Genomic DNA, 22620 nt, shown 5'->3' with positions numbered 1-22620 from the left:
CGGTACGGAATTCACGGATGGATGCGAGCGCGGCGGAAAGATTCCGCGAGGGTGATGTCCGCGTGCGTGGAACGTGCGTGAAAAAGGAAGCGGACCATCAGGGCGCAGTGATGCGAGGCCGGTGCCGCGACATGCAGGTCAAGGGGCGGTGGCGACCTCCGGATTCAGTCTGGAAACACCGCAGGAACATGTCAAGTGTTTCGGAGGTGTTTCGGTGACGCGGCCCGATAATGGGGCCCTTGAGGCCTCTCGAAAGGGTCCTGAAAAGGATGTCGAGAGAGCCATGACGGAGCAGCCCTTATCGAAAGTATTTCGATAAGGGCTGCTCCGTCTATTAGTGAGTGCTTGCTTCGGTTCACATGTCCGGGTCGTCGATGCCCGTCGCCCCGGAGGACGGGTGCGGATACGCGATGTCGAACCACCTGAAGTGGGCGTGGTTCGTGGACGGGTGGCCGTGGGAGGTGGCGTAGAGGCCGAGCTGGACGCTGGTGAACAGCGGCGTGAGGAAGGTGGCTTCGACGGTGGCCAGGTCCTGCCAGGCGCCGTCGGGCGCCGCGTGGGCGAAGGTGTGGCTGAAGCCCCGGACGCGCACCCCCAGCCGAACGGGCCCCGGGGGGACCGGAACGCCGGCCAGGAGTTCGGACCCGTGGCGGAGGACGAGTCCTTCCCCGGTACGAAGGAAGAGGAGGTGGGTGTCGTCGTCGAGGACCACGGCGAGGCCGGCCTGTTCGACCGGTGCCGCGGGAGTGAAGTGCAGCTCGGTGGACACGTCGCAGTCCGGCTGTTCCTGCGGACGGACCAGGAGGGAGGGGACGGCCCGTTCGCCGAGGCGGTCGGGGCGCAGCTGGAGGCGGAGCCCGTCGCCGGTGGCCCAGAACGGCGCGGGCGGGGTGCGCAGGACGCTCCAGTCGGCGCTGAGGGCGGCGAAGTCGTCGTGGAGCGGGCGGCGGGGACTCGTGTGGTCGACGGGGGAGAAGACCGGCCGTCCGTCATGCCACGTGACCTTGCTGAGGAAGGTCTCGCGGCCGACGGCCGAGCCCGGGCGGACGCCCAGCAGGACGGCCCGCCAGTCGCCGTCCGGGGTCTGCACGAGGTCGGCGTGCCCGGTGCAGGTGACCGGACCCGTCCGGACGGGAGGCAGGACCGGGTTGCCGGGGACGCCCCGGTACGGGCCGGTCACGCGGTCGGCGCGGGCGGCCACCACACTGTGGTCCACATCGGTGCCGCCCTCGGCGGTGAGCAGGAGATACGAGCCGCCGATCCGGTAGAGGTGCGGAGCCTCCGGCCACCGCGCGTCCGGATGGCTCCCCGACCACAGGACGTACTCGGGCCCGGTGAGCCGTCGTTCGTCGGGCAGGTACTCACGCATCCAGATCTCGGTGCGGCCGGCGGCCTCGTCCAGCACACGGGCGGCGGTGAACCAGGCTCGGCCGTCACCGTCCGGCCCGTCGTCGAAGAACAGCGACGGATCGAAGCCCTCGCCGTCCAGCCAGTACGGCTCCGACCACGGCCCCGCCGGGTCGGTCGCCGTGACGACGAAATGGCCGGGGCCGTCCATCAGCGTGCACACGAGGTGGAAGACCCCGCCATGGTGCCGGATCGTCGGCGCGAACAGCCCCCGGGAGGGCTCGCACCCGTCGAGGTCGAGCTGCGACACCCGGTCCAGCGCGGAGCCGAGGCGCCGCCAGTTCACCAGATCGCGGCTGTGGAACACGGGAAGCCCCGGGAACCATTCGAAGCTGGACGTCACCAGGTAGTAGTCCGCCCCCACGCGGCAGACGGACGGGTCGGGCCGGAAGCCGGGGAGTACGGGTTCGCCGAACCACCCGGTCACGGCACCGGGACGATCTCGACCGGCACGGACAGCACACGGTCGGCCGCCGGGTGACGTACGGGACCGTGCAGGGTGAAGGACCCCTGGAGTGGAAGATCGCCGCTGGACCGTCCGACGGCCACGCCGATCTCTCCGGGCTCCACCCTCCTGCGCAAGTCGACCCCGGTGAAGGAGGTCCGGTCGGCGTGGACGGAGAAGGTGATCCGGGCGGCCTCGCCCGGCCGCAGCTCCACCCTGCCGAATCCGGCGAGCCACCGCCTCGGTCGCACGACGGACGCCTCGGGGTCCGAGAGGTAGAGCTGGACCACCTCCGTCCCGGTGACCTCGCCCACGTTGCGTACGGTGACCGCGACGGAGACGGCTCCGTCCGTCGGGGCGACGGGATCCACCGAGAGATCCGAGCAGGTGAAGCTGGTCCAGCTCAGCCCGTGCCCGAACGGGAACAGCGGAGTCGGGTCCACCGAGCTCCAGTCGGTGCGCCCGCCCAACGCGGAGTGCAGGTAGGTACCGGGCTGTCCGCCGACCTGGCGGGGGATGGAGACGGGGAGCCGCCCGGACGGTTCCGCGGCGCCGCTGATGATCCGGGCCAGCGCCGTCCCGCCCTCCTCGCCGGGGAAGAAGGCCTGGACGACGGCCGCCGCGCGCTCCGCCAGCGAGCCGAGCGCGTAGGGGCGTCCGGAGACGAGGACCAGGACGGTCGGCACCCCGGAGTCCAGTACGGCGGAGGCGAGTGCGGCCTGGTCTCCGGGCAGGTCGAGGGTCTCGGCGTCACAGCCCTCTCCCGAGGTGCCCCGGCCGAACATGCCGGCCCGGTCGCCGAGTACCAGCACGTTCACGTCCGGATCGTCCGCGGTGACCGTGAACCCGGCAGCGGTGAGCGCCTCGCCGAGCGTCGGGATCTCAAGGCCGAGGTCGCCGGGCAGGGCGACGTGGTTGGGGAAGGAGTAGCAGCCGAGGAAGGACTGGGGGTCGTCGGCGTACGGCCCGCTGACCGCGACCCGGCACGGGCGCAGCGGCAGGGTGCCGTCGTTGGCGAGCAGCACGGTGGACCGTTCGGCCAGGAGCCTGGCCAGTGCCCGGTTCTCCGGCGGGTCGAGGTCGACCGGCTCGGGCTTGACGGGTTCCCAGTCGGGGTCGAGCAGGCCGAGTTCGGCCTTCTGCAGCAGGACCCGCTCCGCGGCCCGGTCGACGAGCTCCCCGGGAACGTCCCCCGACCGTACGAGTGCGGTCAGCGGCTCGCCGTAGCAGCGGGCCGTGGGCAGCTCGACGTCGATTCCGGCGGTCAACGCCAGCGCGCCGGCCGCGCCGCGAGACCCGGCGACGCCGTGCCGGGTCTCCAGGAAGGAGACGGAGTAGTAGTCGGCGACGACGACACCGCCGAAACCGAGCTCGTCCCTGAGCAGTCCGGTCAGCAGGTGTTCGTCGGCGGCGACCGGGACGCCGTCCACGTCGGTGTAGCTGTTCATCACCGACCGGGCGCCTCCCTCGCGCAGCGCCCGTACGAAGGGCTCGACCAGCACGTCGGCGAACTCGCGCGGCCCCGAGGCGACGGGGGCCATGTTCCGGCCGCCGCGCGAGGCCGAGTAGCCGGCGAAATGCTTGAGCGTCGCCACGACGCCGGCGCCTTCCAGGCCCTGTACGTAGGCGGTGCCGATCGCTCCGACGAGATAGGGGTCCTCGCCGATGCACTCCTCGGTCCTGCCCCACCGGTAGTCGCGGACCACGTCGAGCACCGGGGCCAGCCCCTGGTGGACGCCGACCCGCCGCATCCCCTCGCCGATGGCGGCGGCCATCCGCCGCACGAGCCCGGGATCGAAGGACGCGCCCCAGGCGAGCGGCCCGGGGAAGACGGTGGCCCCGAACGTCATGAACCCGGTCAGGCACTCCTCGTGAGCGATCGCCGGGATGCCGAACCGGCCGGCCCCGGTCACCTGCCGCTGGAGCGAGGCGAGCCGCTCCATCCCGGCTTCCGCGGTGGTCGGCGCGGTTCCGTACACCCGGGTGAGCTGGCCAAGACCGTGCCCGACGATGTCGTCGAGGCCCGGCGCGGGCTCGCCGGAATCGTCCTCCATCGGTGCGACGGGTGCTCCGGGATTCGAGGGCAAGGCCCAGAAGCCGGCGAGTTGCCCCGCCTTCTCCTCCAGCGTCATCCGACTCAGCAGATCGGCGACTCGCACGGAAGCGGGCAGGAGAGGATCACGCCAGGGCTCGGTCAAGGGGTTCTCCTAGGGGCGGGGCGGTGGAGAGCCGGACCTTGAGCTCGGTCGAGAGCTCCATCCGGGGGCTGACCAGGGGTTGGTTCTCCAGAAGCTGGAACAGGGTGCGGGCGGCGAGCCGGCCCATCTCCTCCAGCGGCTGACGCACCGTCGTCAGCGGAGGTGACAGCCATTCGCACATCGGCAGGTCGTCGAAACCGACCACGCTGAGATCCCCCGGGATGCTCAGTCCGCCCTGCCGGGCGGCCTCGTAGACGCCCATCGCCTGCTGGTCGCTACCGGCGAAGACGGCCGTCGGGGGCTCGGGCAGGGCGAGCAGCTCCTGGGCGCACCGGAACCCGCCCTCGTGCTGGAAGTCGCCGAACCGGATCAGGTCGCGGTCGACCTCGATCCCGGCCCGCTCCAGAGCGGCCCGGTACCCGTCGATGCGGGCCTGGCTGCAGAGCATCTCCTTGCGCCCGCCGATCGCGGCGATCCGGCGGTGCCCCATGTCCAGCAGGTGCTCGGTGGCGGCGAGGCCGCCCGCCCAGTTGGTCGCGCCGATGCTCGGCACGCCGTTGCCCGGGAGGTCGATCGGGTCGATGACGACCAGTGCCACCCCGCCCCGCTCGACCTGGGCGCGTTGGGCCTGGGTGACCGAGGCGGTGACGAGGATGACGCCGTCGCTGTGGTGCAGGACCGGCAGCGCGGCCCAGCTCGACGGCGTGGCTTCGCCAGGCGGGACGAGTGACACGACGGTGCCGACGCCCCGCTGGGCGCACTCGGCCTCGACGCCCCGCAGGATCTCCACGGCCCACGCGCTGTCCAGACCGCCGATGATCAGGTCGACCAGGCCCGACCTGCGGGCCCTGCCCTGCCGGCCGGGTGGGAGGTAGTTGTGGGCTCGCAGCAGGCCCTCGATCCGTTCGCGTGTCGAGGGCGCGACATCGGTGCGGCCGTTGATCACCTTGGAGACGGTGGCCTGGGAGACCCCTGCCTCCGCGGCGATGACCGCCAGAGTCGCACGCTGCTCGCTCAACTTCTCTCCTCTTCGACGCCGTCGGACGGCGACAGGTATCGCAAACTTTCGAAGAGTTTCTGGTCGAGGCGACGGCTTGTCAACCCCAGGACCACGCGGTGTTCCGAGATAAATCGGTGAGAAGTCTTGACCGTGCAGCCCGGCGTTTCTAGTTTATGGCACCACGGAATTCGAGAGTATTTCGAAAAGTTTTCGAGCGTGGAACCGGAATGAACCCGGCATCGAACCCGTCATCCCCCCATCACACGGAGGTCCCATGGCCAGCACTCCCCCGAGCCGACGAAGCTTCCTGGGGCTCGCGGGCTTGACCGCACTGTCCGTCTCCATGACGGCGGCCTGCGGAGCGGGCGAATCAGGCGGCAGGTCGTCGGCCGACGGCAAGGTGACGTTCGAGTGGTGGAACATCGCCACGACCGAACCGGGCAAGTCCCTCTTCCCCCAGATCTCCTCGGCGTTCACGGCCGCCCACCCGAACATCGCGATCAACACGACCTCGTTGGAGAACGAGGCGTTCAAGTCCAAGCTGACCGCCACCACCTCCTCGGGCAAGCTCCCCGACGTCTTCCAGACCTGGGGCGGCGGTGTGCTGCAGCAGCAGGTCGACGCGGGGCTGGTCGAGGACCTCACCGACGTCCTGGACTGGTCGTCCGACCTCACCCCGGTCTCGCTGCAGGCCTACCGGTTCGGCGGCCGCACTTACGGGGTGCCCTACGACATCGGCATGGTCGGCTTCTGGTACAACAAGAAGCTCTTCGCCAAGGCCGGGATCACCGCCCCGCCGGCCACGTGGGCCGAGTTCCTCGGCGACGTCGGAAAGCTCAAGGCGGCGGGCATCACCCCGATCGCCCTCGCGGGCAAGGAGAAGTGGCCGGGCCACTACTACTGGGCCTACCTCGCGATGCGCGTCGCCGGCCTCCCCGCGCTCCAGCAGGCCGCGACCACCAAGGACTTCACCGGCCCCGGCTTCGTCCAGGCGGGCGTCCACCTCAAGGAGCTCGTCGACCTCCAGCCGTTCCAGACGGCCTTCCTCGGCGCCGGCTACGCCACCCCCGGCGGGCAGGCCGCGACCATGGGCAACGGCAAGGCCGCCATGGAGTTGATGGGGCAGTGGGGACCGTCGGTACAGAAGGACGCGGGTGGCGACCTCGGAGCCGACCTGGGCTTCTTCCCCTTCCCGACGGTCGACGGCGGTGTGGGCCTGGCCACCGAGGTGTTCGGCGGCGGCGGTGGCTTCGCGCTGCGCAAGGGCGCCCCGAAGGAGGCACTGGACTTCCTGAAGTTCTTCGTCCTGGAGAACGAGTCCAAGCTGCTGGCCTCCAACGGCTACCTGCCGGTGGTCAAGGGCGCGGAGAGGCAGCTCACCGACGCCAACAAGAAGGTGGTGGCCGGCAGCCTGGTCAAGGCGACGGGCTTCCAGCTCTTCCTCGACCAGGCCTATCCGCCGGCCGTCGGCCAGGAGGTCAACGACAGCGTCGCCGACCTCATCGCCGGCAAGAAGACCCCCGAGCAGGTCACCGCGTCGATCACCGAGGCTGCGAAGAGTGCCTAGCTCCGTGCCCACCCTGACAAAGGAGCGGACGGAGGAGGCCGTGCCGACGCCCCCGCCACGCCAGGCCCGGTCGCGCCTGCGCGGGTGGGGAGACTGGGCGTCGGTCGCCTGGTTCCTCGTCCCGGCCCTGGTCCTCTTCCTCGTCTTCGTCCTCGCCCCGATCGTCGTCGCCGTCTACACCGGCTTCTTCAAATGGGGCGGCATCGGCCCCATGGACGACTTCGTCGGCTTCGCGAACTACACCAAGCTCTTCGACGACCAGGTCTTCCTCGGCGACCTGGGGCGCGGGCTGTACCTGATCGTCCTGTCGATCACGATCCAGCTGCCGTTCGCCCTGTTCACCGCGGTCCTGCTCAACCAGAAGCTCCGCGGCCGGGCCGTCTACCGGATGCTGTTCTTCGCGCCGTACATCCTGTCCGAGGTGGTCACGGCGGTCCTCTTCACGATGATCTTCCTGCCCGGCGCCGGCATGGCCGACCACCTCGCCGGCCTCCTGGGCCTGGAGGGACTGCAGGGCAAGTGGCTCGCCGACCCCTCGACGGTCATGCCGACCCTCTTCGTCGTCATGATCTGGAAGTACTTCGGCTTCCACATGATGCTTTTCCTCGCCGGTCTGCAGAGCATCCCGTCCGAGATCCTCGAAGCCGCCTCCATCGACGGCGCCGGCGCCTGGCAGCGCTTCCGGCACGTGACGCTGCCGCTGCTCGGCCCGACCATCCGGATCAGCGTCTTCCTGTCGATCATCGGGTCCATCCAGCTCTTCGACCTCGTCTGGGTCATGACCGCGGGCGGACCCAACCACTCCTCCGAGACGATGGCGATCGCGATGTTCCAGTTCGGGTTCAAGCGGTACCAGGTCGGCTACGCCAGTGCGATCAGCGTGGTCCTGTTCATGATCAGCCTGGTCTTCTCCCTCTTCTACCAGCGTTACGTGCTCCGCCGCGATCTGAGCGGGGCCGTCACCTCGGGAGGCGGCCGATGAACGCCCGCCGGACGGCACGCGGCCTTTCGCTGCACGCCGTGGTCTGGCTGATCGCCGCGTTCGTCGCCGTACCGCTGCTCTACGCGGTGATCTCCGGGTTCAAGAGCACCGGCGAGCTCACGACGAACCCGTTCGGGCTGCCGGAGCAGTGGAAGGTCGGAAATTACACCGGAATTCTCGGCGACGGAATGTTCTGGCGGCAGATCGCCAACAGTGCCGGCATCGCCGTCGGCACGACGCTCTGCACGGTGGCGGTCTCCGCGATGGCGGCGTTCGTGCTGGCCCGATATGCCTTCCGGGGCAGGGAGTTGTTCTATACGCTCTTCACGATCGGGCTGATGTTCCCGTTCGCGGTGGCCGTGCTGCCGCTCTTCCTCATGCTGCGCACCTTCGGCCTGCTCGACAACCCGCTCGGCGTGATCCTCCCGCAGGCGGCTTTCGGGCTTCCCATGACGATCGTGATTCTGCGCGGATTCTTCCGGACCATCCCGGCGGAGATCGAGGAGGCCGCCACCATGGACGGCTGCGGCAAGCTCCGCTTCTTCTGGAAGATCCTGCTGCCGATGGCGCGTCCGGCGCTCGGCACGGTCTCGGTGCTGGCGGTCGTCGCGAGCTGGAACAACTTCTTCCTGCCGCTGCTGGTGTTCAACGACCCGAAATGGCAGACGATCCCGGTCGGTGTCCAGCAGTTCCAGGGCCAGTACTCGACCGACTTCGCGCTCGTCCTCGCCTACATCGTGCTCGCCATGGTCCCCGCCCTCGCCTTCTACGCCGTCGCCGAACGGCAGCTGATCGGCGGCCTCACCGCGGGCGCCACCAAGGGCTGACCCGCCCCATGTGACCTCCACCCCGAGGAGACCCTGTGAAACGCCTGACCGCCCTGACGGCCGTCATAATGTTAGCGCTCACATCGCAAGCCGGGGCCGACCCCCTGCGACCCCCGGCCGACCCCGCGCGCGCCGCCATCGACTTCCGGGGCGAACTCCAGCCCATCGACGGATTCGGCTTCTCCATGGCCTTCCAGCGGGCCGACCTGCTGCACGGCGCGCGCGGCCTCAGCCCCGTCAAGCGGCGCGAGGTGCTCGACCTGCTGCTCAGCAAGGAGAAGGGTGCCGGCCTGTCGATCCTGCGCCTCGGCATCGGGTCGTCGACCGACCGGGTCTACGACCACATGCCGACGATCCTGCCGACCGATCCCGGCGGGCCGGACGTCACGCCGACGTACGTCTGGGACGGCTGGGACGGCGGCCAGGTCTGGCTCGCCAAGGAGGCCAAGGCGTACGGCGTCGAACGGTTCGTCGCCGACGCCTGGAGCGCGCCGGCCTTCATGAAGACCAACCGCAGCGAGAACGACGGCGGCGAGCTCCTGCCCGCGTGGCGCCAGGCCTACGCGAACTACCTCGTGCAGTACGCGAAGTTCTACCAGCGGGAGGGCATCCGGATCACCGATCTCGGGTTCACCAACGAACCCGACTGGACGGCGACGTACGCCTCGATGCGCTTCACCCCGCAGCAGGCCGTCGACTTCCTCAAGGTGCTCGGGCCGACCGTCCGCGCATCCGGACTGAAGACCGGGGTGGTCTGCTGCGACGCCGCGGGCTGGGACCGGCAGGTCGCCTACACCGAGGCCATCGAGGCGGACCCCGCGGCCGACAGGGCCGTACGGACCGTCACCGGCCACCGCTACAGCGGTGCGACCACGGTCCCGCAGCCGACCGACAAGCGCGTCTGGATGTCGGAATGGTCACCGGACGGCACCACCTGGAACGAGAACTGGGACGACGGCAGCGGCTACGACGGCCTCACCGTCGCCGCCGACATCCAGAACACCCTGACCGTCGGCAACGCCAACGCCTACGTCTACTGGACCGGCGCGTCCCTCGGCGCGACCCGGGGGCTCATCCAGCTCGCCAACCCGGGTGACGACTACCGGGTGTCCAAGCGGTACTGGGCACTGGCCGCCTTCAGCCGGTTCATCCGCCCCGGCGCCGTCCGTGTGCCGGTCACCAACGCCGACCCGGCACTGCAGATCACCGCCTTCCGCAACACCGACGGCAGTCGCGTGATCGAGATCCTCAACACCGCGACCACAGAGAGGTCCGCCGCCTTCACCCTTCGCGGCGGGCACGACCGGCACCCCGACGCCTACGTGACCGACGAGACCCGCTCGATCACCCCGGCCGACGTCGTCTCCACGCACGGCACGACCCTCACGGCCTCACTTGCCCCGCGCGCCCTGACCACGATCGTCCTCGACTGAACCGCCCGGAATCCGAGGAGTCATCCATGTCCCTGCCCCGGCATCTCATCGCCCTGTCCGCCGCCGTCTGCCTCGCGGCCGGAGTCGCCGCCACGCCCGCGACCGCCGAACCCCGCCCCCGAACGCTCGGCGAACTGGCCAAGAAGCACCACAAGTACTTCGGCTCGGCCACCGACAACCCCGAGTTCACCGACGCCGCCTACCTGAAGCTCCTCGGCAGCGAATTCGGACAGACCACCCCCGGCAACTCCATGAAGTGGTACGCCACCGAACCCGAGCGCGGGGTCTTCGACTTCACCGCCGGCGACGAGGTCGTGGACTTCGCCAAGGCCCACCACCAGAAGGTCCGCGGCCACACCCTCGTCTGGCACAACCAGCTCCCCGCCTGGCTCACCGAGCGCAGTTGGACCGCCGACGAGCTGCGCGCCGTCCTCAAGAACCACATACAGACGGTGGTCCGGCACTACAAGGGCCAGGTGATCCACTGGGACGTCGTCAACGAGGCGTTCAACGAGGACGGCACCTACCGCGAGTCGCTCTTCTACAGGACGCTCGGCCCCGGCTACATCGCCGACGCCCTGCGCTGGGCCCACGAGGCGGACCGGCACGCCAAGCTGTACCTCAACGACTACAACGTCGACGGGATCGGCCCCAAGAGCGACGCCTACCACACCCTGATCAAGCAGTTGAAGGCCGACGGCGTCCCGGTCGAGGGCTTCGGCATCCAGGGCCATCTGGCGCTTCAGTACGGCTTCCCCGCCGACGTCCGGCAGAACATGCAGCGCTTCGCCGACCTCGGGGTCGAGGTCGCGGTCACCGAGCTCGACATCCGGATGAACCTCCCGGCGACCCCGGAGAAGCTGGCCACCCAGGCCACCTGGTACGCGGACTACGTCAAGGCCTGCCTGGCGGTCAGGAAGTGCGTCGGCGTCACCATCTGGGACTACACGGACAAGTACTCGTGGATCCCCTCCGTGTTCCCCGGCGAGGGCGCCGCGCTGCCCTACGACGAGAACCTGATGCCCAAGCCCGCCTACCACGCGATCAGGGAGGTGCTGGGCGGATGATCAGAACGGCGATCGTGGGAACGGGCGGGATCGCCGGCATCTGCCACGTTCCCGCGCTCCGGACACAGGCGCACCGGGCCGAGATCGTGGCGGCCGTCGACGTGGACGCCACGCGCGCCGAGGCGTTCGCGGCCGAGCACGGCATCCCCGCGCTCTACACCGACCTGCACACGATGCTCAGGGAGCAGAGCCCGGACCTCGTGCACTTGTGTACGCCGCCGTACCTCCACGCCGAACAGGCCGTGGCCTGCCTGGAGGCGGGCGCGTGGGTGTGGTGCGAGAAGCCGGTGGCTCTGTCGCTGGCCGAGCTCGACCGGATCGAAGCCGCCGAGGGCCCCGCCGTCGCGGGCGCGGTGTTCCAGCACCGGTACGGCTCGGGGGCCCGGTATCTGCGCGACCGGATCGCGGCCGGGACCCTGGGCCGTCCCCTGGTCGCGCAGTGCGTCACGGCGTGGTACCGCGACGACGCCTACTACGACGTGCCCTGGCGCGGCACCTGGCGGAGCGAGGGCGGCGGCCCGACCTTGGGCCACGGCATCCACCAGATGGATCTGATGCTGGACGTATTCGGCGAATGGGCCGAGGTACGCGCGATGGCCGGCCGCCTGGAACGCGACGTCCAGACCGAGGACGTGTCCGCGGCCCTGGTCCGGTTCGAGAACGGCGCCCTCGCGACGGTCGTCAACAGCGTCCTCTCCCCACGCGAGGAGAGCTACCTGAGGTTCGACCTCGCCGACGCCACCGTCGAACTCCGGCATCTGTACGGCTACTCCAACGCGGACTGGACGTTCACCGCCAGGTCGGCCCACGCGAAGTGGGAGCCGCCGGACGACCTGCCCAGCTCGCACACCGCCCAGCTCGCGGACTTCCTGGACGGCTACGAGGCCGGGATCCGGCCCGACCTCGGCAGGCCCACCATGGAACTCGTCACCGCCCTCTACAAGGCGGCGATCACCGGCCTGCCGGTCCGGCGCGGAGAGATCGGCGCGGCCGACCCCTTCTACGGCTCACTCCACGGCGGACGCCCGGAGGTCTTCCGATGACGTTCGAGCTCCTCGAGAACGAGGACTCGTTGACCGTCCGGGCCCGCGACGTCGACCTGTTCCGCTATGTGCACCGGCCCGTCATGGACCCCTTCGAGGCGCCCAAGCCCTATCTGCATCCGGTGCGCACGCTCGCCGGCGACGTGATCACCGGGTACCGGCCGCACGATCACCGCTGGCACAAGGGCATGCAGATCACGGCGTCGTGGGTGTCGGGGCAGAACTTCTGGGGCGGCGGCACCTATCTGCGGGGCCGGGGTTACGTGGACCTGCCGAACCTCGGCACGATGCGCAGCCTCTCCGTATTCGCAGGAACGGGCCATGGCCGCGCCGTGATCACCGAGGACCTGGCCTGGCACACGATGGCGGGGGAGCACTGGATCGACGAGCGCCGCACGCTCACCGCACGCGACGTCGAGTCCGACTCCTGGACCCTGGAGGTCACCACCGCGCTGACCAACGTCCACGACACCGCCCTGCTGTTCGGCAGTCCGGGCACACAGGGCAGAGAGCTCGCCGGATACTCCGGCCTCTTCTGGCGCGGCCCGCGCGACTTCACCGGCGGCGCCGTGATCGGCCCCGCGATGGGGGAGAAGGGCGAATGGCTGGCCTTCGTCGGCACGCACGACGAGGTCGACCGTGCCTCCACACTCCTGTTCCTGGACGATCCGGACGCCCCCGGCCGCTGGTTCGTCCGCAGCGAGCCCATCCCCGCCGTCAACCCGTCCCTGGCATTCCACGAGGAAGTGCCGCTGGCCCCGGGCGACACTCTGTCGCGCCGCTACCGGATCGTCGTGGCCGACGGCGCGTGGACCCCCTCGCGCCTGTCCCGGCACGTCGAGGAACACCCGTGGTGACTCCGCTCCCCGGCGGCGTGGGGATCTCCGGGTTGACCGTGTACGACTGGGAGGCCGCCGACGGGCTGTGCGGCGGCACCCCCCACATGCACCTCGTCTGCTCCGAGGCGTACGTCGTCATCGGCGGCGAGGGCAGCGTCCAGACCCTCACCACCTCCGGTTTCGCCGACACCCCGCTGCGCCCCGGGGACGTCGTCTGGTTCACCCCCGGAACGATCCACCGTCTCGTCAACGCCGGCGGCCTGCGCCTGGTGGTGCTCATGCAGAACAGCGGGCTCCCCGAGGCGGGCGACGCCGTCTTCACCTTCCCCCCGCCCGTCCTTGCCGATCCCGACGCCTACCGGGCGGCGGCCGTCCTGACGGGCGACCACGCCACGGCGGCGCGCCGCCGCCGCGACCTGGCACTCGAAGGCTTCCTGGCCCTGCGTGAAGGTGGGCTGCGGGAGTTCCACACCGCGGCCCACCGCCTGAAGCGCGATCTCCTCGACGCCTGGTGGATCCGCTGGCGTGACGGCCCGCTGGCGGCGACCCTCGCCACCGGCTGCCAACTGGCAGCGCTGAAGACCGGAGACCTCTCCCACCTCGATCACGGCGACGTGTCGCGCCTGGAGCGCCCGGAAGACCCGCTCTTCGGCATGTGCGGCCTTCTCCACGCCTATCCCGTCCCCGTCCTCCTGACGCGGCCGCCGCGCGGTTCGTCGGAGTCACGTCACCTCCACCCCCCGAAGGAGCTCTTCTGATGAGATTGCGCCGTCCACCCCTGGTCCTGGGCCTCGTCCTCGCGGTCCTGTCGTCCTTGCTGCTCGGGGCTTCTCTTCTCGGTGCCCCACCCGCCGCCGCGGCGACCGTCGACACCAACGCCTGGTACGTGCTGGTCAACCGCAACAGCGGCAAGGCCCTGGACGTCTACAACCTGGCGACCGGCGACGGCGCCCGCATCACCCAGTGGACCAGGAACGACCAGAACCAGCAGCAGTGGCAGTTCGTCGCCTCCGGCGACGGCTACTACCGCGTCAAGTCCCGCCACTCCGGCAAAGTCCTGGACGTCCACGACCTTTCCACCGCCAACGGCGGCGCGATCGTCCAGTGGACCGACCTGAACGGCACCAACCAACAGTGGCGCCTGGCCGACAGCGTGGACGGCCACGTGCGGCTCATCGCCCGCCACAGCGGCAAGGCCCTCGAGATACAGGGCGCCTCCACCGCCGACGGCGCGAACGTCGTCCAGTACGACGACTGGGACGGTGCCAACCAGCAGTGGCAGCTCGTCAAGGTCGCCGGCACCACCCCCGGCACCTGTGCCCTGCCCTCGGCGTACCGCTGGTCGTCGACGGGCGCGCTGGCGCAGCCCAAGGCGGGGTGGGCCTCGCTCAAGGACTTCACCGTCGCCCCCTACAACGGCAAGCACCTCGTCTACGCGACGACGCACGGTGCCGCGGGAACGGGAGTGGGCTGGAACTCGATGAACTTCACCCCGTTCACCGACTGGCCGGAGATGGCCTCGGCGGGTCAGAACACGATGTCGAGTTCCGTCGTCGCGCCCACGCTCTTCCACTTCGCGCCGAAGAACATCTGGGTGCTCGCCTATCAGTGGGGCAGGACCGCCTTCTCCTACCGGACGTCGAGCGACCCCACCAACCCGAACGGCTGGTCGGCGGAGCAGGAGCTCTTCTCCGGAACCATCGCCGACTCGGGAACGGGCCCCATCGACCAGACGCTCATCGCCGACGACCGGAACATGTACCTGTTCTTCGCCGGTGACAACGGCAAGATCTACCGGGCGAGCATGCCGATCGGGAACTTCCCGGGCACCTTCGGCTCGTCGTACACGACGGTCATGAGCGACACCGCGAAGAACCTGTTCGAGGCGCCGCAGGTCTACAAGGTCCAGGGACAGAACCAGTTCCTCATGATCGTCGAGGCCCGGGGCGCGCAGGAGCAGCGCTACTTCCGCTCGTTCACGGCCACCAGCCTGAACGGGGCGTGGACGCCTCAGGCCGCGACCGAGAGCAACCCCTTCGCCGGCAGGGCCAACAGCGGCGCCACCTGGACCAACGACATCAGCCACGGCGAACTGATCCGCACCGGCGCCGACCAGACCTTCACGGTCGACCCCTGCAACCTCCGGTTCCTCTACCAGGGACGCGACCCCAACTCCGGCGGGGACTACGGCCAGTGGCCCTACCGACCGGGTCTGCTGACGCTGCAGCGCTGACCGCGCTGCACCGCTGACCGCGCTGCACCGCTGACCGCGCTGCACCGCTGACCACGCGGCACCGCTGCGGCTCCGCTCCGGCTCCGGCTCCGGCGCGGAGCCGCAGCGGCGGCCTGGGCGGACGACCGAGTCCGCCACGGCCCGTGATCTCACCGCCGGAGAGGTCGTGGTGGCGCGCAGGACGGTGCCTACTCCACCGACGGCGCCCTCAGCCGGAACGGCTTCGAAGCACGGCCTCAAGGCCGGCACCAGCAGGAGCGTGGGGTACGCGGATGACGTGGTGTGGAGCCGTCGCGCGCCCTGAGTGTGCGCGGGCTCAGATCTGTCGGTCGTGGCGGTGGCGTCCGAGGCCGCGGCCGAAGCGTCCGGAGACGGACGGCATCAGGCTCTCGCCGTCGGCCGGGCGGTCCAGGACGTCCGGTCATGAGGCCAGGGAGCCGGTCAACGCATGGATGTGCTGGGCGAATTCGGTACGTTGCCGGTCGGTCAGTGCGGCGTAGAGCGGTGCCTGCAGCTCGTCGGTGAGTTGCTCGGCACGCTGCCATCGGAGGATCAGGGCCGCGGCAACGGGACGGGGCTCCTGCCAACCGTAGTGGGTCGCCTGCTCGACGCCGAGGTTGACGACCATCGCCTCTCGGGCGCTCAGCCCGCACAGGCGAACCGCCGCCAGATGGCAGGCGCCACGGTGTTCCCGCAGTACGTGGATGCGCTGCATCGCCGCCCCGACCGGGTCGTCGCCGGGTACGGGCTGAGCGCGCCAGCCGGCGAACAAGGGCAGTGCGTCGGCGTCGGCGGCGTCGATCAGCTGCTGTGCCAGGTGGTTGAAGCGCTCCACGTCGGCGTCGGCGGGGACGTGGGCGCGTCCCCACGTCCGGACGGCCCGTGCGTAGCAGGCGGCGGCTTCCTCCGGCGGCATCACGGACCGGCCGGCCCGCCAGCCGGCGGTGACCAGGTCGGGGCCGAGGAAGCCCTGGACCGCCTGGACCACCGACGCCGGCGCCTCGCCGAGCACCCCGAACCGGCCACGGCAGTAGAAGCCGCGCCCTGGGGCGAACCCGGCGCGCAGGCCGATGGCGGCGGTCGCGTCGTCGGACATGAACTCGTCGCCGAAGTCGTGGATGGGCCGGGCCACCGCGGAGATGCAGTCGAAGATTTCCATGCGCTGAAGGTCGCCCACCGCAACTCGGCAGGTCAAGAGGATGATTCCTGAGGGAACCCTTTAGGTAATCTATCGAATCATGCTGGATATCCGCCGTCTGCACATGCTCAAGACCGTCGCCGCCCGCGGCTCCATCACCGCGGCCGCCCAGTCCCTGGCGCTGTCCGCCGGCGCCGTCTCCCAGCAGCTGGCCGCACTGAGACACGACGTGGGGGTCGATCTCCTGCGTCCCGACGGGCGAACCGTCGCGCTCACGGAGGCGGGCCGCGTCCTCCTCGAACACGCCGACCGGATCCTCGCCGCCATGAAGGAAGCCGAGTGCGCCGTCGCAGCGGTCAAGGGCACGGTCGGCACCACCGCCACGCTCGCCGCCCTGCCGTCGACCGTCGCCAGGATCGTGGCCCCCGCGCTGACCGCACTGGGCTCGCACCATCCGCAGCTCGCCGTGACCTGTCTCGTCACCGACCAGGCACAACTGCGGGAACTCACGCTCGGCACCGTCGACGTGGTGCTGGGGCAGCGCTACCACCACCTGCCGGAGACCCCACGCCGGGGCGTCGAGGTCTCACCGCTACTCGACGATCCGCTGCTCGTCGTCACCGCCGCCGACGGATCCGACGAGCGTCCCGTCGCCCTGCGCGACCTGGCCACGCGCGACCTCGTCGTGTCACCGCCGACCACGGACTGCGGACAGGCCATCCTGCACGCCTGCCACCAGGCCGGCTTCACCCCCACGACGCGCTACGTCACCGCCGACATCGCCGCCCAACTCGCCCTCGCACGAGCCGGCCTCGCCACCGCGCTCGTCCCCAGCACGGCCATCGACCCGAGCACACCCGGAATCCACACAACCCCCATCGAGGACCACCCGATCCTGCGCCTCCTGTTCGCCGCCACCCGTCACACCGAGACGACCAACCCCACGACCACGGCCGTCATCGCAGCACTACGCACAGCGGCGCGCCGGCAACCCACCACGCACCTCCCACCTGCCTGACCGTCGTCCCACATGGGGGCGGGAGCCATCCAGAGCCCCGACTCGCTCCCCGCCGAGCCCACCACGCACGTCAATGACCGGCACGGCTACTCCGGGGAATGGTCCGGATCTTGGTGCGCGCTGGCCAGGACGGCAGGGATCGGGCAGGAGGAGGAAGTCGTGGGAGCGATCGGTAACGGCGAGGGCGCTCCCCGTGGATGGGGCCTGCCCTATCGGCTACGGCCGATGGCCTTCGCAGAGCCGTCCGGCGGCATAGAAGCACGCGGGCACCCCGCATGGCTGTGCCCCCGCCCCACACTTGCCCCGGTAGGCGATCGGCAGTACCCCCACCACCGCAGGCACTGTGCCCAGGGCGGACTCTGGCGAGCGGGACGCCGGGATGCAGGGGGCGGCGCGGTCTCATGGTCCGGCGTGGGCGGCGGCCGGGCCCGACACGTGCGGTCGCCGTCCGCCATGGGCCGGCCCTGCCGTTGCTTCGGCATGACGGCGGGCGGTCCCCCCGATGTCGCGTCGAGGTACGCAGTGAGCCTTTTCCACCTGGTGGTGCTGGTCGCGTGGTGGACAGCTCTGCGGAACAGCGAAGCTCCTGGCAGACGGGTTCTCGACCAAGATCGCCCGCAGCCGCCAGGAGCTTCGCGTGCTTGTCTGCCCGCCGTCGATCGACCTGTCCGGTCGCACCTTGCGGTGCCTGGCCGGACACCTCGCCGCCCGGCGAGGGGAGGCCGGGACCCGGTGGCGGCGGCTCACCACGGACGACAGGCCCTCCTAGCCCTGGCGCATCCGCGGTGCGGTGACACCCACGCCCGACAGACCCCGCTGTGATCAAGCTGCGGCAGTCGCACGCTTAGGCCGTGTGTCAAAAGTGGATCTTGGACGTGCGATGATCTTGGTTCGTGGTACTCCCCGCGGTTCGAGCCCGTCCTGGAGAAGGTCCGTGTGCCCCGCATCGGGCCGGGCAGGCCCCGCACCCGGCCCGATCGCGTGTGCGCCGACAAGGCGTGCACCTCCCGCAAGAACCGCGCCTACCTGCGTCGGCGCGGGATCCGCTGCACCATCCCGGACAAGGCCGACCATGCCCGCAACCGCAAGAAGCCGGGCTCCCGTGGTGGCCGCCCACCGAAGTTCGACAAGATCGACTACAGGGAACGGCACGCGGTGGAGTGCGGGATCGACCGGCTCAAGAGACACCGGGCGGTGGCCACCCGCTACGAGAAACTCGCCGTCCGCTACGAGGCGACCGTGCTCGTCGCGGCCATCAACGAATGGCTGTGACCCGCATTCCCCGGTAGCCCGGAGGACCGTCAGCGGTGGCCCAGCACGTTGACCACCCGGCCGTTGGGGTCACGGACGAAGAACCGGCGCACCCCCCACTCCTCGTCCTGCAGGGGGTGAACGATCTCCGCGCCGCTCTCCCGCATGGCCGCGTAGGCCGCATCCACGTCATCTACTTCGACGCTCATATCGGGAGTGACTGGTGCGGTCTTGTCGCTGGCCATGAAGCTGATCTGCGCCGTCGGACTGGACGGGGACGCGAGCGTCATGATCCAGCCGTGGTTCATGACCTCCTCGAATCCGAGCAGGCCGTAGAACTCCCGGCTCTCCTGCGCAGCCTCCGATTGGACATTGGGTACGACACGGCGAACGGCCATCGGCAACTCCAAGGTGACAACAGACCGGCGTTGATGCTCCCCAGGAGTACTACGCCACACCGGCCACCGCACGCACTTTCGATACGCGCCCTAGACGCCTCCAAGCGGAGCCAGACCATCTTCATGGACCGCGGCGACATCCTCAATCAATTCGTGGTGACGAGCCTGCCACTCCCGGAGGGGAGATGCCCGCTGTTCCGACACCGTCCCTGAGTACCGCTCAGCCGGCCTTCCAGGCTTCGCCGGGAGCACCCGATGCCCGCTACCCGTAGCCGTACAACACGGCCGGTGTCCTCCTTGCGGTCTTCGCCTCGTACCGCCGGCCCCTTGCCTGGGCCATCGCACGCCTCTGGCTCAGGAACCGCAAGACCGAGCAGGCCCAGGCCCCCCATCACCTACGCGGTTGGCTGCGTGGGAAATCCGCTACGGCATTCCCTTCGGCACTTCCTTCGGCGTGCGCGAGGCCGGGTGCGGAGGGTGCCGCCCCCTGTCGGCCAGCGGGCAAGTCTCCGACGAGCCGCACCTGGCCGCGCGGGCGCGAAACGCAGGCTCACGGGTGGGTTGGGCCGCTGTTGCATCGGCCACCGCCTGAATCAGGGCAGTGGCCGTCGTCGTGATGTCGTCCACCGTCGTCCCACGTCGCCGACGGCTGGTTCCTGGATGAGATCCACGTTTTGAGGAGGGGGAACTGCCCCGTCGCCGGTGGCGCATCACCCAGACCCTGCCCGAAGAGTGGACCCGGCCGACGGCTTGGCGCGCCCCCAGCGAGGCGTCCGTCGGCCGGCCGGCGTCAGTTCGCCGGCTCCCGTGCGTCGATCTCGGCGATCAGGCCCTCGATCAGCCCCTTGATTTCGTCCCGGATGGGTCGGACGGCTTCGAGGCCCTGGCCCGCCGGGTCCTTGAGCTGCCAATCGAGGTACTTCTTGCCGGGGAAGTACGGGCAGGCGTCGCCGCAGCCCATGGTGATCACGTAGTCGGATGCCTGGACGGCCTCGGTGGTCAACACCTTCGGCTTCTGGGTGGAGATGTCGATGCCGAGCTCGGCCATGGCGGCCACGGCGGACGGGTTGATCTGGTCGCCGGGCACGGAGCCTGCGGACCGGACCTCGACGCGATCCCCGGCGAGATGACGCAGGAAGCCGGCGGCCATCTGGGAGCGGCCGGCGTTGTGGATGCAGACGAACAGCACGGACGCGAGAGGGGTGGCGGACATCGGCTCTTCCTTCGGGGGCGGGCGGGCTGCCGGTGTGAGGGGAGTCGAGCGGTGGGCGCCTCGTCACGGTTCAGCCCAGGCTGGTGTCAGTCCTCAATGGTGTGACAGTATCAGTCCATGATGACGTCAGTCGACACTGATCTGATCCGGGTTCTGGCCGACCCGCTCAGGCTCCGGATCGTGACCCTCCTCGCCCGCGAAACGCTCTGCACCACCCACCTCGTGGAGGAGACCGGCGCGAAGCAGACGAACCTCTCCAACCACATGAAGGTGCTGCGGGAGGCCGGGGTCGTCGAGACGGAGCCGTGCGGGAGGTACATCTACTACCGCCTCAAGCCGGACGTCATCGAAGCCCTGGCCGGGCAGTTCGCCGACCTCGCCCGGACCGCGCGGGCCACCGCAGAAGCGAACCTCAAGCGGTCCTGCCCCTGAAGCGTGTTGCAGAAGGGCCGGTCTGACCGTTCCCGCCGGGTCCGGCTCGCCTGGCACGCACGCTCGGCGCACGGCCGAAGCGCCCCAGTAGCTCCTTCCCCAAGCTCTCGGCTTCGCTCGAGTGGGGGAGACCCCATTCGAGGGCGCCCCGGCCGCACGCCGATCGCACGCACCGAACACCCCGGCCTGATCCGACGCGAAGGGTCTGACAGGCCCCAGCCTTCCGCGCTTTGCCTCACCTGCCCGAGGAGAACCAGCCTTGACCGCCACCCAGCCCGTCGGCGTCCCCATGCCTGCCGACGTGCCGCAGCCCTCCCCCGGCGCGACCCCACCCCGCACCCCGCTGATCGCCCGCGCCGCCGCCGAGCTGGTCGGCACCGCGGCCCTGGTCGCGATCGTCGTCGGGTCGGGCATCCAGGCCACGAAGCTCACCCAGGACGTGGCCCTGCAGCTGCTGGCCAACTCCACCGCCACCGTCTTCGGGCTCGGCGTCCTCATCGCGCTCCTTGGCCCCGTCTCCGGAGCCCACTTCAACCCCGTGGTCACGCTGGCCGAGTGGTGGACCGCCCGCCGTGGCGGCGCCGGGGTGAACGTGCGTGAGCTCGCCGTGTACGTCCCCTCGCAGATCGTCGGCGCGATCACGGGCGCGATCCTGGCCGACGCCATGTTCGGCGAGCCCCTGGCGAAGTGGTCCACTCACGACCGCTCCGCCGGGAACCTCCTCCTCGGCGAGGTCGTGGCAACGGCGGGCCTGATCCTGCTGATCTTCGGACTGGCGAAGACGGACCGGCTGCGGTTCGCGCCGGTTGCCGTCGCCTCCTACATAGGCGCCGCCTACTGGTTCACCTCCTCCACCTCCTTCGCCAACCCGGCCGTCACCATCGGCCGCGCCTTCACCGACACCTTCGCGGGCATCGCCCCCGGCTCGGTGCCCGGCTTCGTCGTCATGCAGCTTCTCGGCGTGATCGTCGGCCTGGCCCTGGTGGCGGTCATCTTCATGTGCGGCAAGACCGAGACGGAGCAGCCCGCAGCATGACGCAGCGCACGGACGTGGTGGTGATCGGCGGCGGCCAGGCCGGGCTCGCCGCCGGCTACCACCTGCGCCGTCTGGGCGTCGAGCACGTCATCCTCGACGCCCAGGCGGCACCCGGCGGAGCCTGGCAGCACACCTGGGACTCCCTGCGCCTGTTCTCCCCGGCGCCGTACTCCTCCCTCCCAGGGCGGCCCATGCCCGTTCAGGAGGGTGAGCAGTACCCCGACACCGCCCACGTCGTCGCCTACCTCGCCGACTACGAGAAGCGGTACGAACTCCCCGTCCGGCGTGGCGTGTGGGTCTCGGCGGTCCACCGTGACGGCGCCTTCCTCCGGGTCGGGACCGACTCCGGCGACTGGCAGGCCCGTGCCGTCATCAGCGCCACCGGCACCTGGACCCGTCCCCTCCTCCCGGCGGTACCGGGCCGCCGCGACTACCAGGGCCGCCAGCTCCACACCGTGCAGTACCGCAGCCCGTCCGATCACGTCGGGCAGCGCGTGATCGTGGTCGGGGGCGGCAACTCCGGCGCCCAGATCGCCGCCGACCTCGCCCACGCCGGGACCGACCTGACCTGGGTCACCCGACGCCCGCCGCGCTACCTCGCCGACGACGTCGACGGCCGCGCCCTCTTCGACGCGGCGACCGCCCGCCGCCGCGCCGTCGAGGCCGGCCGCGCCGACACCGGAGGCGTCGCCTCCCTCGGCGACATCGTCGCCGTCCCACCCGTACGCGCCGCCCGTGACGCCGGACTCCTCACCCCCAAGCCGATGTTCACCCGCCTCACGCCCACCGGGGTCGCATGGGCCGACGGCACCCGGGCCGAAGCGGACGCGGTCATCTGGTGCACCGGCTTCCGCCCCGCCCTCGCCCCGTTCGCCGCCCTGCGGCTGCGCGGCACCCGCGGTCGCATCTCCATGGACGGCACCCGCGCCGCCGACGAACCGCGCCTGCACCTGCTCGGTTACGGAGACTGGACCGGCCCCGCCTCCGCCACCCTCATCGGCGTCGGCCGCCCAGCCCGAGATGCCGCTCGGGAGATCGCCTCCTTCCTCGCGTGACCGGGCGTGCCGCGGGCGAAGATCAAGTGATCTCGGCG

General features: G+C 70.3%; 19 protein-coding genes and 2 pseudogenes. 15 read left to right on the top strand and 6 right to left on the bottom strand.

Annotated elements, in window-relative coordinates; translation table 11 throughout:
• Window positions 1-355: 355 nt before the first annotated feature.
• The 3 genes from AC067A_RS08890 to AC067A_RS08880 are packed head-to-tail and all read right to left on the bottom strand — an operon-like array spanning window position 356 to window position 5068.
• Entirely contained in the window at window positions 356-1834 is a 1479-nt protein-coding gene (locus AC067A_RS08890) for a glycoside hydrolase family 43 protein (protein ID WP_478616501.1), read from the bottom strand.
• Entirely contained in the window at window positions 1831-4050 is a 2220-nt protein-coding gene (locus tag AC067A_RS08885) for a glycoside hydrolase family 3 N-terminal domain-containing protein (protein WP_478616498.1), read from the bottom strand. The genes AC067A_RS08890 and AC067A_RS08885 overlap by 4 nt, the downstream gene beginning before the upstream one ends.
• Entirely contained in the window at window positions 4031-5068 is a 1038-nt protein-coding gene (locus AC067A_RS08880) for a LacI family DNA-binding transcriptional regulator (RefSeq protein ID WP_478616495.1), read from the bottom strand. The genes AC067A_RS08885 and AC067A_RS08880 overlap by 20 nt, the downstream gene beginning before the upstream one ends.
• A 256-nt stretch (window positions 5069-5324) precedes the next feature.
• Between AC067A_RS08880 and AC067A_RS08875 the strand changes: the two genes are divergently transcribed.
• The 9 genes from AC067A_RS08875 (at window position 5325) to AC067A_RS08835 (ending at window position 15041) form a co-directional block, all read left to right on the top strand.
• Entirely contained in the window at window positions 5325-6617 is a 1293-nt protein-coding gene (locus AC067A_RS08875; RefSeq protein ID WP_478616492.1) for an extracellular solute-binding protein, read from the top strand.
• Between the two features lie 4 nt (window positions 6618-6621).
• The gene (locus tag AC067A_RS08870; protein WP_478616489.1) at window positions 6622-7599 is read left to right on the top strand and encodes a carbohydrate ABC transporter permease; all 978 of its coding nucleotides are present in this window, start codon (window positions 6622-6624) and stop codon (window positions 7597-7599) included.
• Window positions 7596-8426, top strand: a complete 831-nt coding sequence (locus AC067A_RS08865; protein WP_478616487.1) for a carbohydrate ABC transporter permease — start codon at window positions 7596-7598, stop codon at window positions 8424-8426. Before AC067A_RS08870 ends, AC067A_RS08865 begins: the two co-directional genes overlap by 4 nt.
• A gap of 68 nt (window positions 8427-8494) precedes the next feature.
• Window positions 8495-9859: a glycoside hydrolase family 30 protein gene (locus AC067A_RS08860; protein ID WP_478616484.1), complete on the top strand. Its 1365-nt coding sequence runs from the start codon at window positions 8495-8497 to the stop codon at window positions 9857-9859.
• A 26-nt stretch (window positions 9860-9885) separates the two neighbouring features.
• Window positions 9886-10926 carry an endo-1,4-beta-xylanase gene (locus AC067A_RS08855; RefSeq protein WP_478616481.1) on the top strand — a complete coding sequence of 347 codons (1041 nt, stop codon included), beginning with the start codon at window positions 9886-9888 and terminating at the stop codon, window positions 10924-10926.
• On the top strand, window positions 10923-11969 hold the full coding sequence (locus tag AC067A_RS08850) for a Gfo/Idh/MocA family protein (RefSeq protein ID WP_478616478.1): 1047 nt from the start codon (window positions 10923-10925) through the stop codon (window positions 11967-11969). The genes AC067A_RS08855 and AC067A_RS08850 overlap by 4 nt, the downstream gene beginning before the upstream one ends.
• The gene (locus AC067A_RS08845) at window positions 11966-12826 is read left to right on the top strand and encodes a DUF6807 domain-containing protein (RefSeq protein ID WP_478616475.1); all 861 of its coding nucleotides are present in this window, start codon (window positions 11966-11968) and stop codon (window positions 12824-12826) included. Before AC067A_RS08850 ends, AC067A_RS08845 begins: the two co-directional genes overlap by 4 nt.
• Entirely contained in the window at window positions 12823-13566 is a 744-nt protein-coding gene (locus AC067A_RS08840; protein ID WP_478616718.1) for a cupin domain-containing protein, read from the top strand. The genes AC067A_RS08845 and AC067A_RS08840 overlap by 4 nt, the downstream gene beginning before the upstream one ends.
• Window positions 13566-15041 carry a non-reducing end alpha-L-arabinofuranosidase family hydrolase gene (locus AC067A_RS08835; protein WP_478616472.1) on the top strand — a complete coding sequence of 492 codons (1476 nt, stop codon included), beginning with the start codon at window positions 13566-13568 and terminating at the stop codon, window positions 15039-15041. Before AC067A_RS08840 ends, AC067A_RS08835 begins: the two co-directional genes overlap by 1 nt.
• Window positions 15042-15462: 421 nt before the next feature.
• Here the strand turns inward: AC067A_RS08835 and AC067A_RS08830 are convergent, their stop codons facing one another.
• Entirely contained in the window at window positions 15463-16200 is a 738-nt protein-coding gene (locus AC067A_RS08830) for an SCO6745 family protein (protein WP_478616469.1), read from the bottom strand.
• 79 nt (window positions 16201-16279) lie between these two features.
• Between AC067A_RS08830 and AC067A_RS08825 the strand changes: the two genes are divergently transcribed.
• From AC067A_RS08825 to AC067A_RS08815, 3 genes and pseudogenes are all read left to right on the top strand, one after another.
• Entirely contained in the window at window positions 16280-17197 is a 918-nt protein-coding gene (locus tag AC067A_RS08825) for a LysR substrate-binding domain-containing protein (protein WP_478616466.1), read from the top strand.
• A 637-nt stretch (window positions 17198-17834) separates the two neighbouring features.
• A pseudogene (locus AC067A_RS08820) lies at window positions 17835-18004 on the top strand (IS5/IS1182 family transposase); the annotation flags it as partial.
• Window positions 18005-18097: 93 nt separating this feature from the next.
• Window positions 18098-18469: pseudogene (locus tag AC067A_RS08815) on the top strand (transposase); the annotation flags it as partial.
• A gap of 29 nt (window positions 18470-18498) precedes the next feature.
• Here AC067A_RS08815 and AC067A_RS08810 read toward each other — a convergent pair.
• Window positions 18499-18846, bottom strand: coding sequence for a VOC family protein (locus AC067A_RS08810; RefSeq protein WP_150504917.1), 348 nt, complete (start codon window positions 18844-18846; stop codon window positions 18499-18501).
• A 790-nt stretch (window positions 18847-19636) separates the two neighbouring features.
• Complete coding sequence (locus tag AC067A_RS08805) at window positions 19637-20059, bottom strand: arsenate reductase ArsC (protein ID WP_478616461.1); 423 nt, start codon at window positions 20057-20059, stop codon at window positions 19637-19639.
• Between the two features lie 117 nt (window positions 20060-20176).
• On the opposite strand from AC067A_RS08805, the gene AC067A_RS08800 reads away from it, so the two are divergent.
• From AC067A_RS08800 to AC067A_RS08790, 3 genes are all read left to right on the top strand, one after another.
• Window positions 20177-20491: an ArsR/SmtB family transcription factor gene (locus tag AC067A_RS08800; RefSeq protein WP_478616458.1), complete on the top strand. Its 315-nt coding sequence runs from the start codon at window positions 20177-20179 to the stop codon at window positions 20489-20491.
• Window positions 20492-20780: 289 nt separating this feature from the next.
• On the top strand, window positions 20781-21527 hold the full coding sequence (locus AC067A_RS08795; protein WP_478616715.1) for an aquaporin: 747 nt from the start codon (window positions 20781-20783) through the stop codon (window positions 21525-21527).
• On the top strand, window positions 21524-22582 hold the full coding sequence (locus AC067A_RS08790) for an ArsO family NAD(P)H-dependent flavin-containing monooxygenase (protein ID WP_478616455.1): 1059 nt from the start codon (window positions 21524-21526) through the stop codon (window positions 22580-22582). Before AC067A_RS08795 ends, AC067A_RS08790 begins: the two co-directional genes overlap by 4 nt.
• Window positions 22583-22620: the final 38 nt, after the last annotated feature.

Source organism: Streptomyces sp. NPDC043176, from assembly GCF_056436715.1.
This window is presented reverse-complemented; position numbering and strand designations above follow the sequence as displayed.

Excerpts from the sequence above, each read along its gene's own strand:
- AC067A_RS08830 (WP_478616469.1), bottom strand. The coding sequence starts at position 16,200 with ATGGAAATCTTCGACTGCATCTCCGCGGTGGCCCGGCCCATCCACGAC.
- AC067A_RS08835 (WP_478616472.1), top strand. The coding sequence starts at position 13,566 with ATGAGATTGCGCCGTCCACCCCTGGTCCTGGGCCTCGTCCTCGCGGTC.
- AC067A_RS08795 (WP_478616715.1), top strand. The coding sequence starts at position 20,781 with ATGCCTGCCGACGTGCCGCAGCCCTCCCCCGGCGCGACCCCACCCCGC.
- AC067A_RS08825 (WP_478616466.1), top strand. The coding sequence starts at position 16,280 with ATGCTGGATATCCGCCGTCTGCACATGCTCAAGACCGTCGCCGCCCGC.
- AC067A_RS08790 (WP_478616455.1), top strand. The coding sequence starts at position 21,524 with ATGACGCAGCGCACGGACGTGGTGGTGATCGGCGGCGGCCAGGCCGGG.
- AC067A_RS08855 (WP_478616481.1), top strand. The coding sequence starts at position 9,886 with ATGTCCCTGCCCCGGCATCTCATCGCCCTGTCCGCCGCCGTCTGCCTC.
- AC067A_RS08800 (WP_478616458.1), top strand. The coding sequence starts at position 20,177 with ATGATGACGTCAGTCGACACTGATCTGATCCGGGTTCTGGCCGACCCG.
- AC067A_RS08805 (WP_478616461.1), bottom strand. The coding sequence starts at position 20,059 with ATGTCCGCCACCCCTCTCGCGTCCGTGCTGTTCGTCTGCATCCACAAC.
- AC067A_RS08850 (WP_478616478.1), top strand. The coding sequence starts at position 10,923 with ATGATCAGAACGGCGATCGTGGGAACGGGCGGGATCGCCGGCATCTGC.
- AC067A_RS08810 (WP_150504917.1), bottom strand. The coding sequence starts at position 18,846 with ATGGCCGTTCGCCGTGTCGTACCCAATGTCCAATCGGAGGCTGCGCAG.
- AC067A_RS08860 (WP_478616484.1), top strand. The coding sequence starts at position 8,495 with ATGTTAGCGCTCACATCGCAAGCCGGGGCCGACCCCCTGCGACCCCCG.
- AC067A_RS08845 (WP_478616475.1), top strand. The coding sequence starts at position 11,966 with ATGACGTTCGAGCTCCTCGAGAACGAGGACTCGTTGACCGTCCGGGCC.
- AC067A_RS08875 (WP_478616492.1), top strand. The coding sequence starts at position 5,325 with ATGGCCAGCACTCCCCCGAGCCGACGAAGCTTCCTGGGGCTCGCGGGC.
- AC067A_RS08865 (WP_478616487.1), top strand. The coding sequence starts at position 7,596 with ATGAACGCCCGCCGGACGGCACGCGGCCTTTCGCTGCACGCCGTGGTC.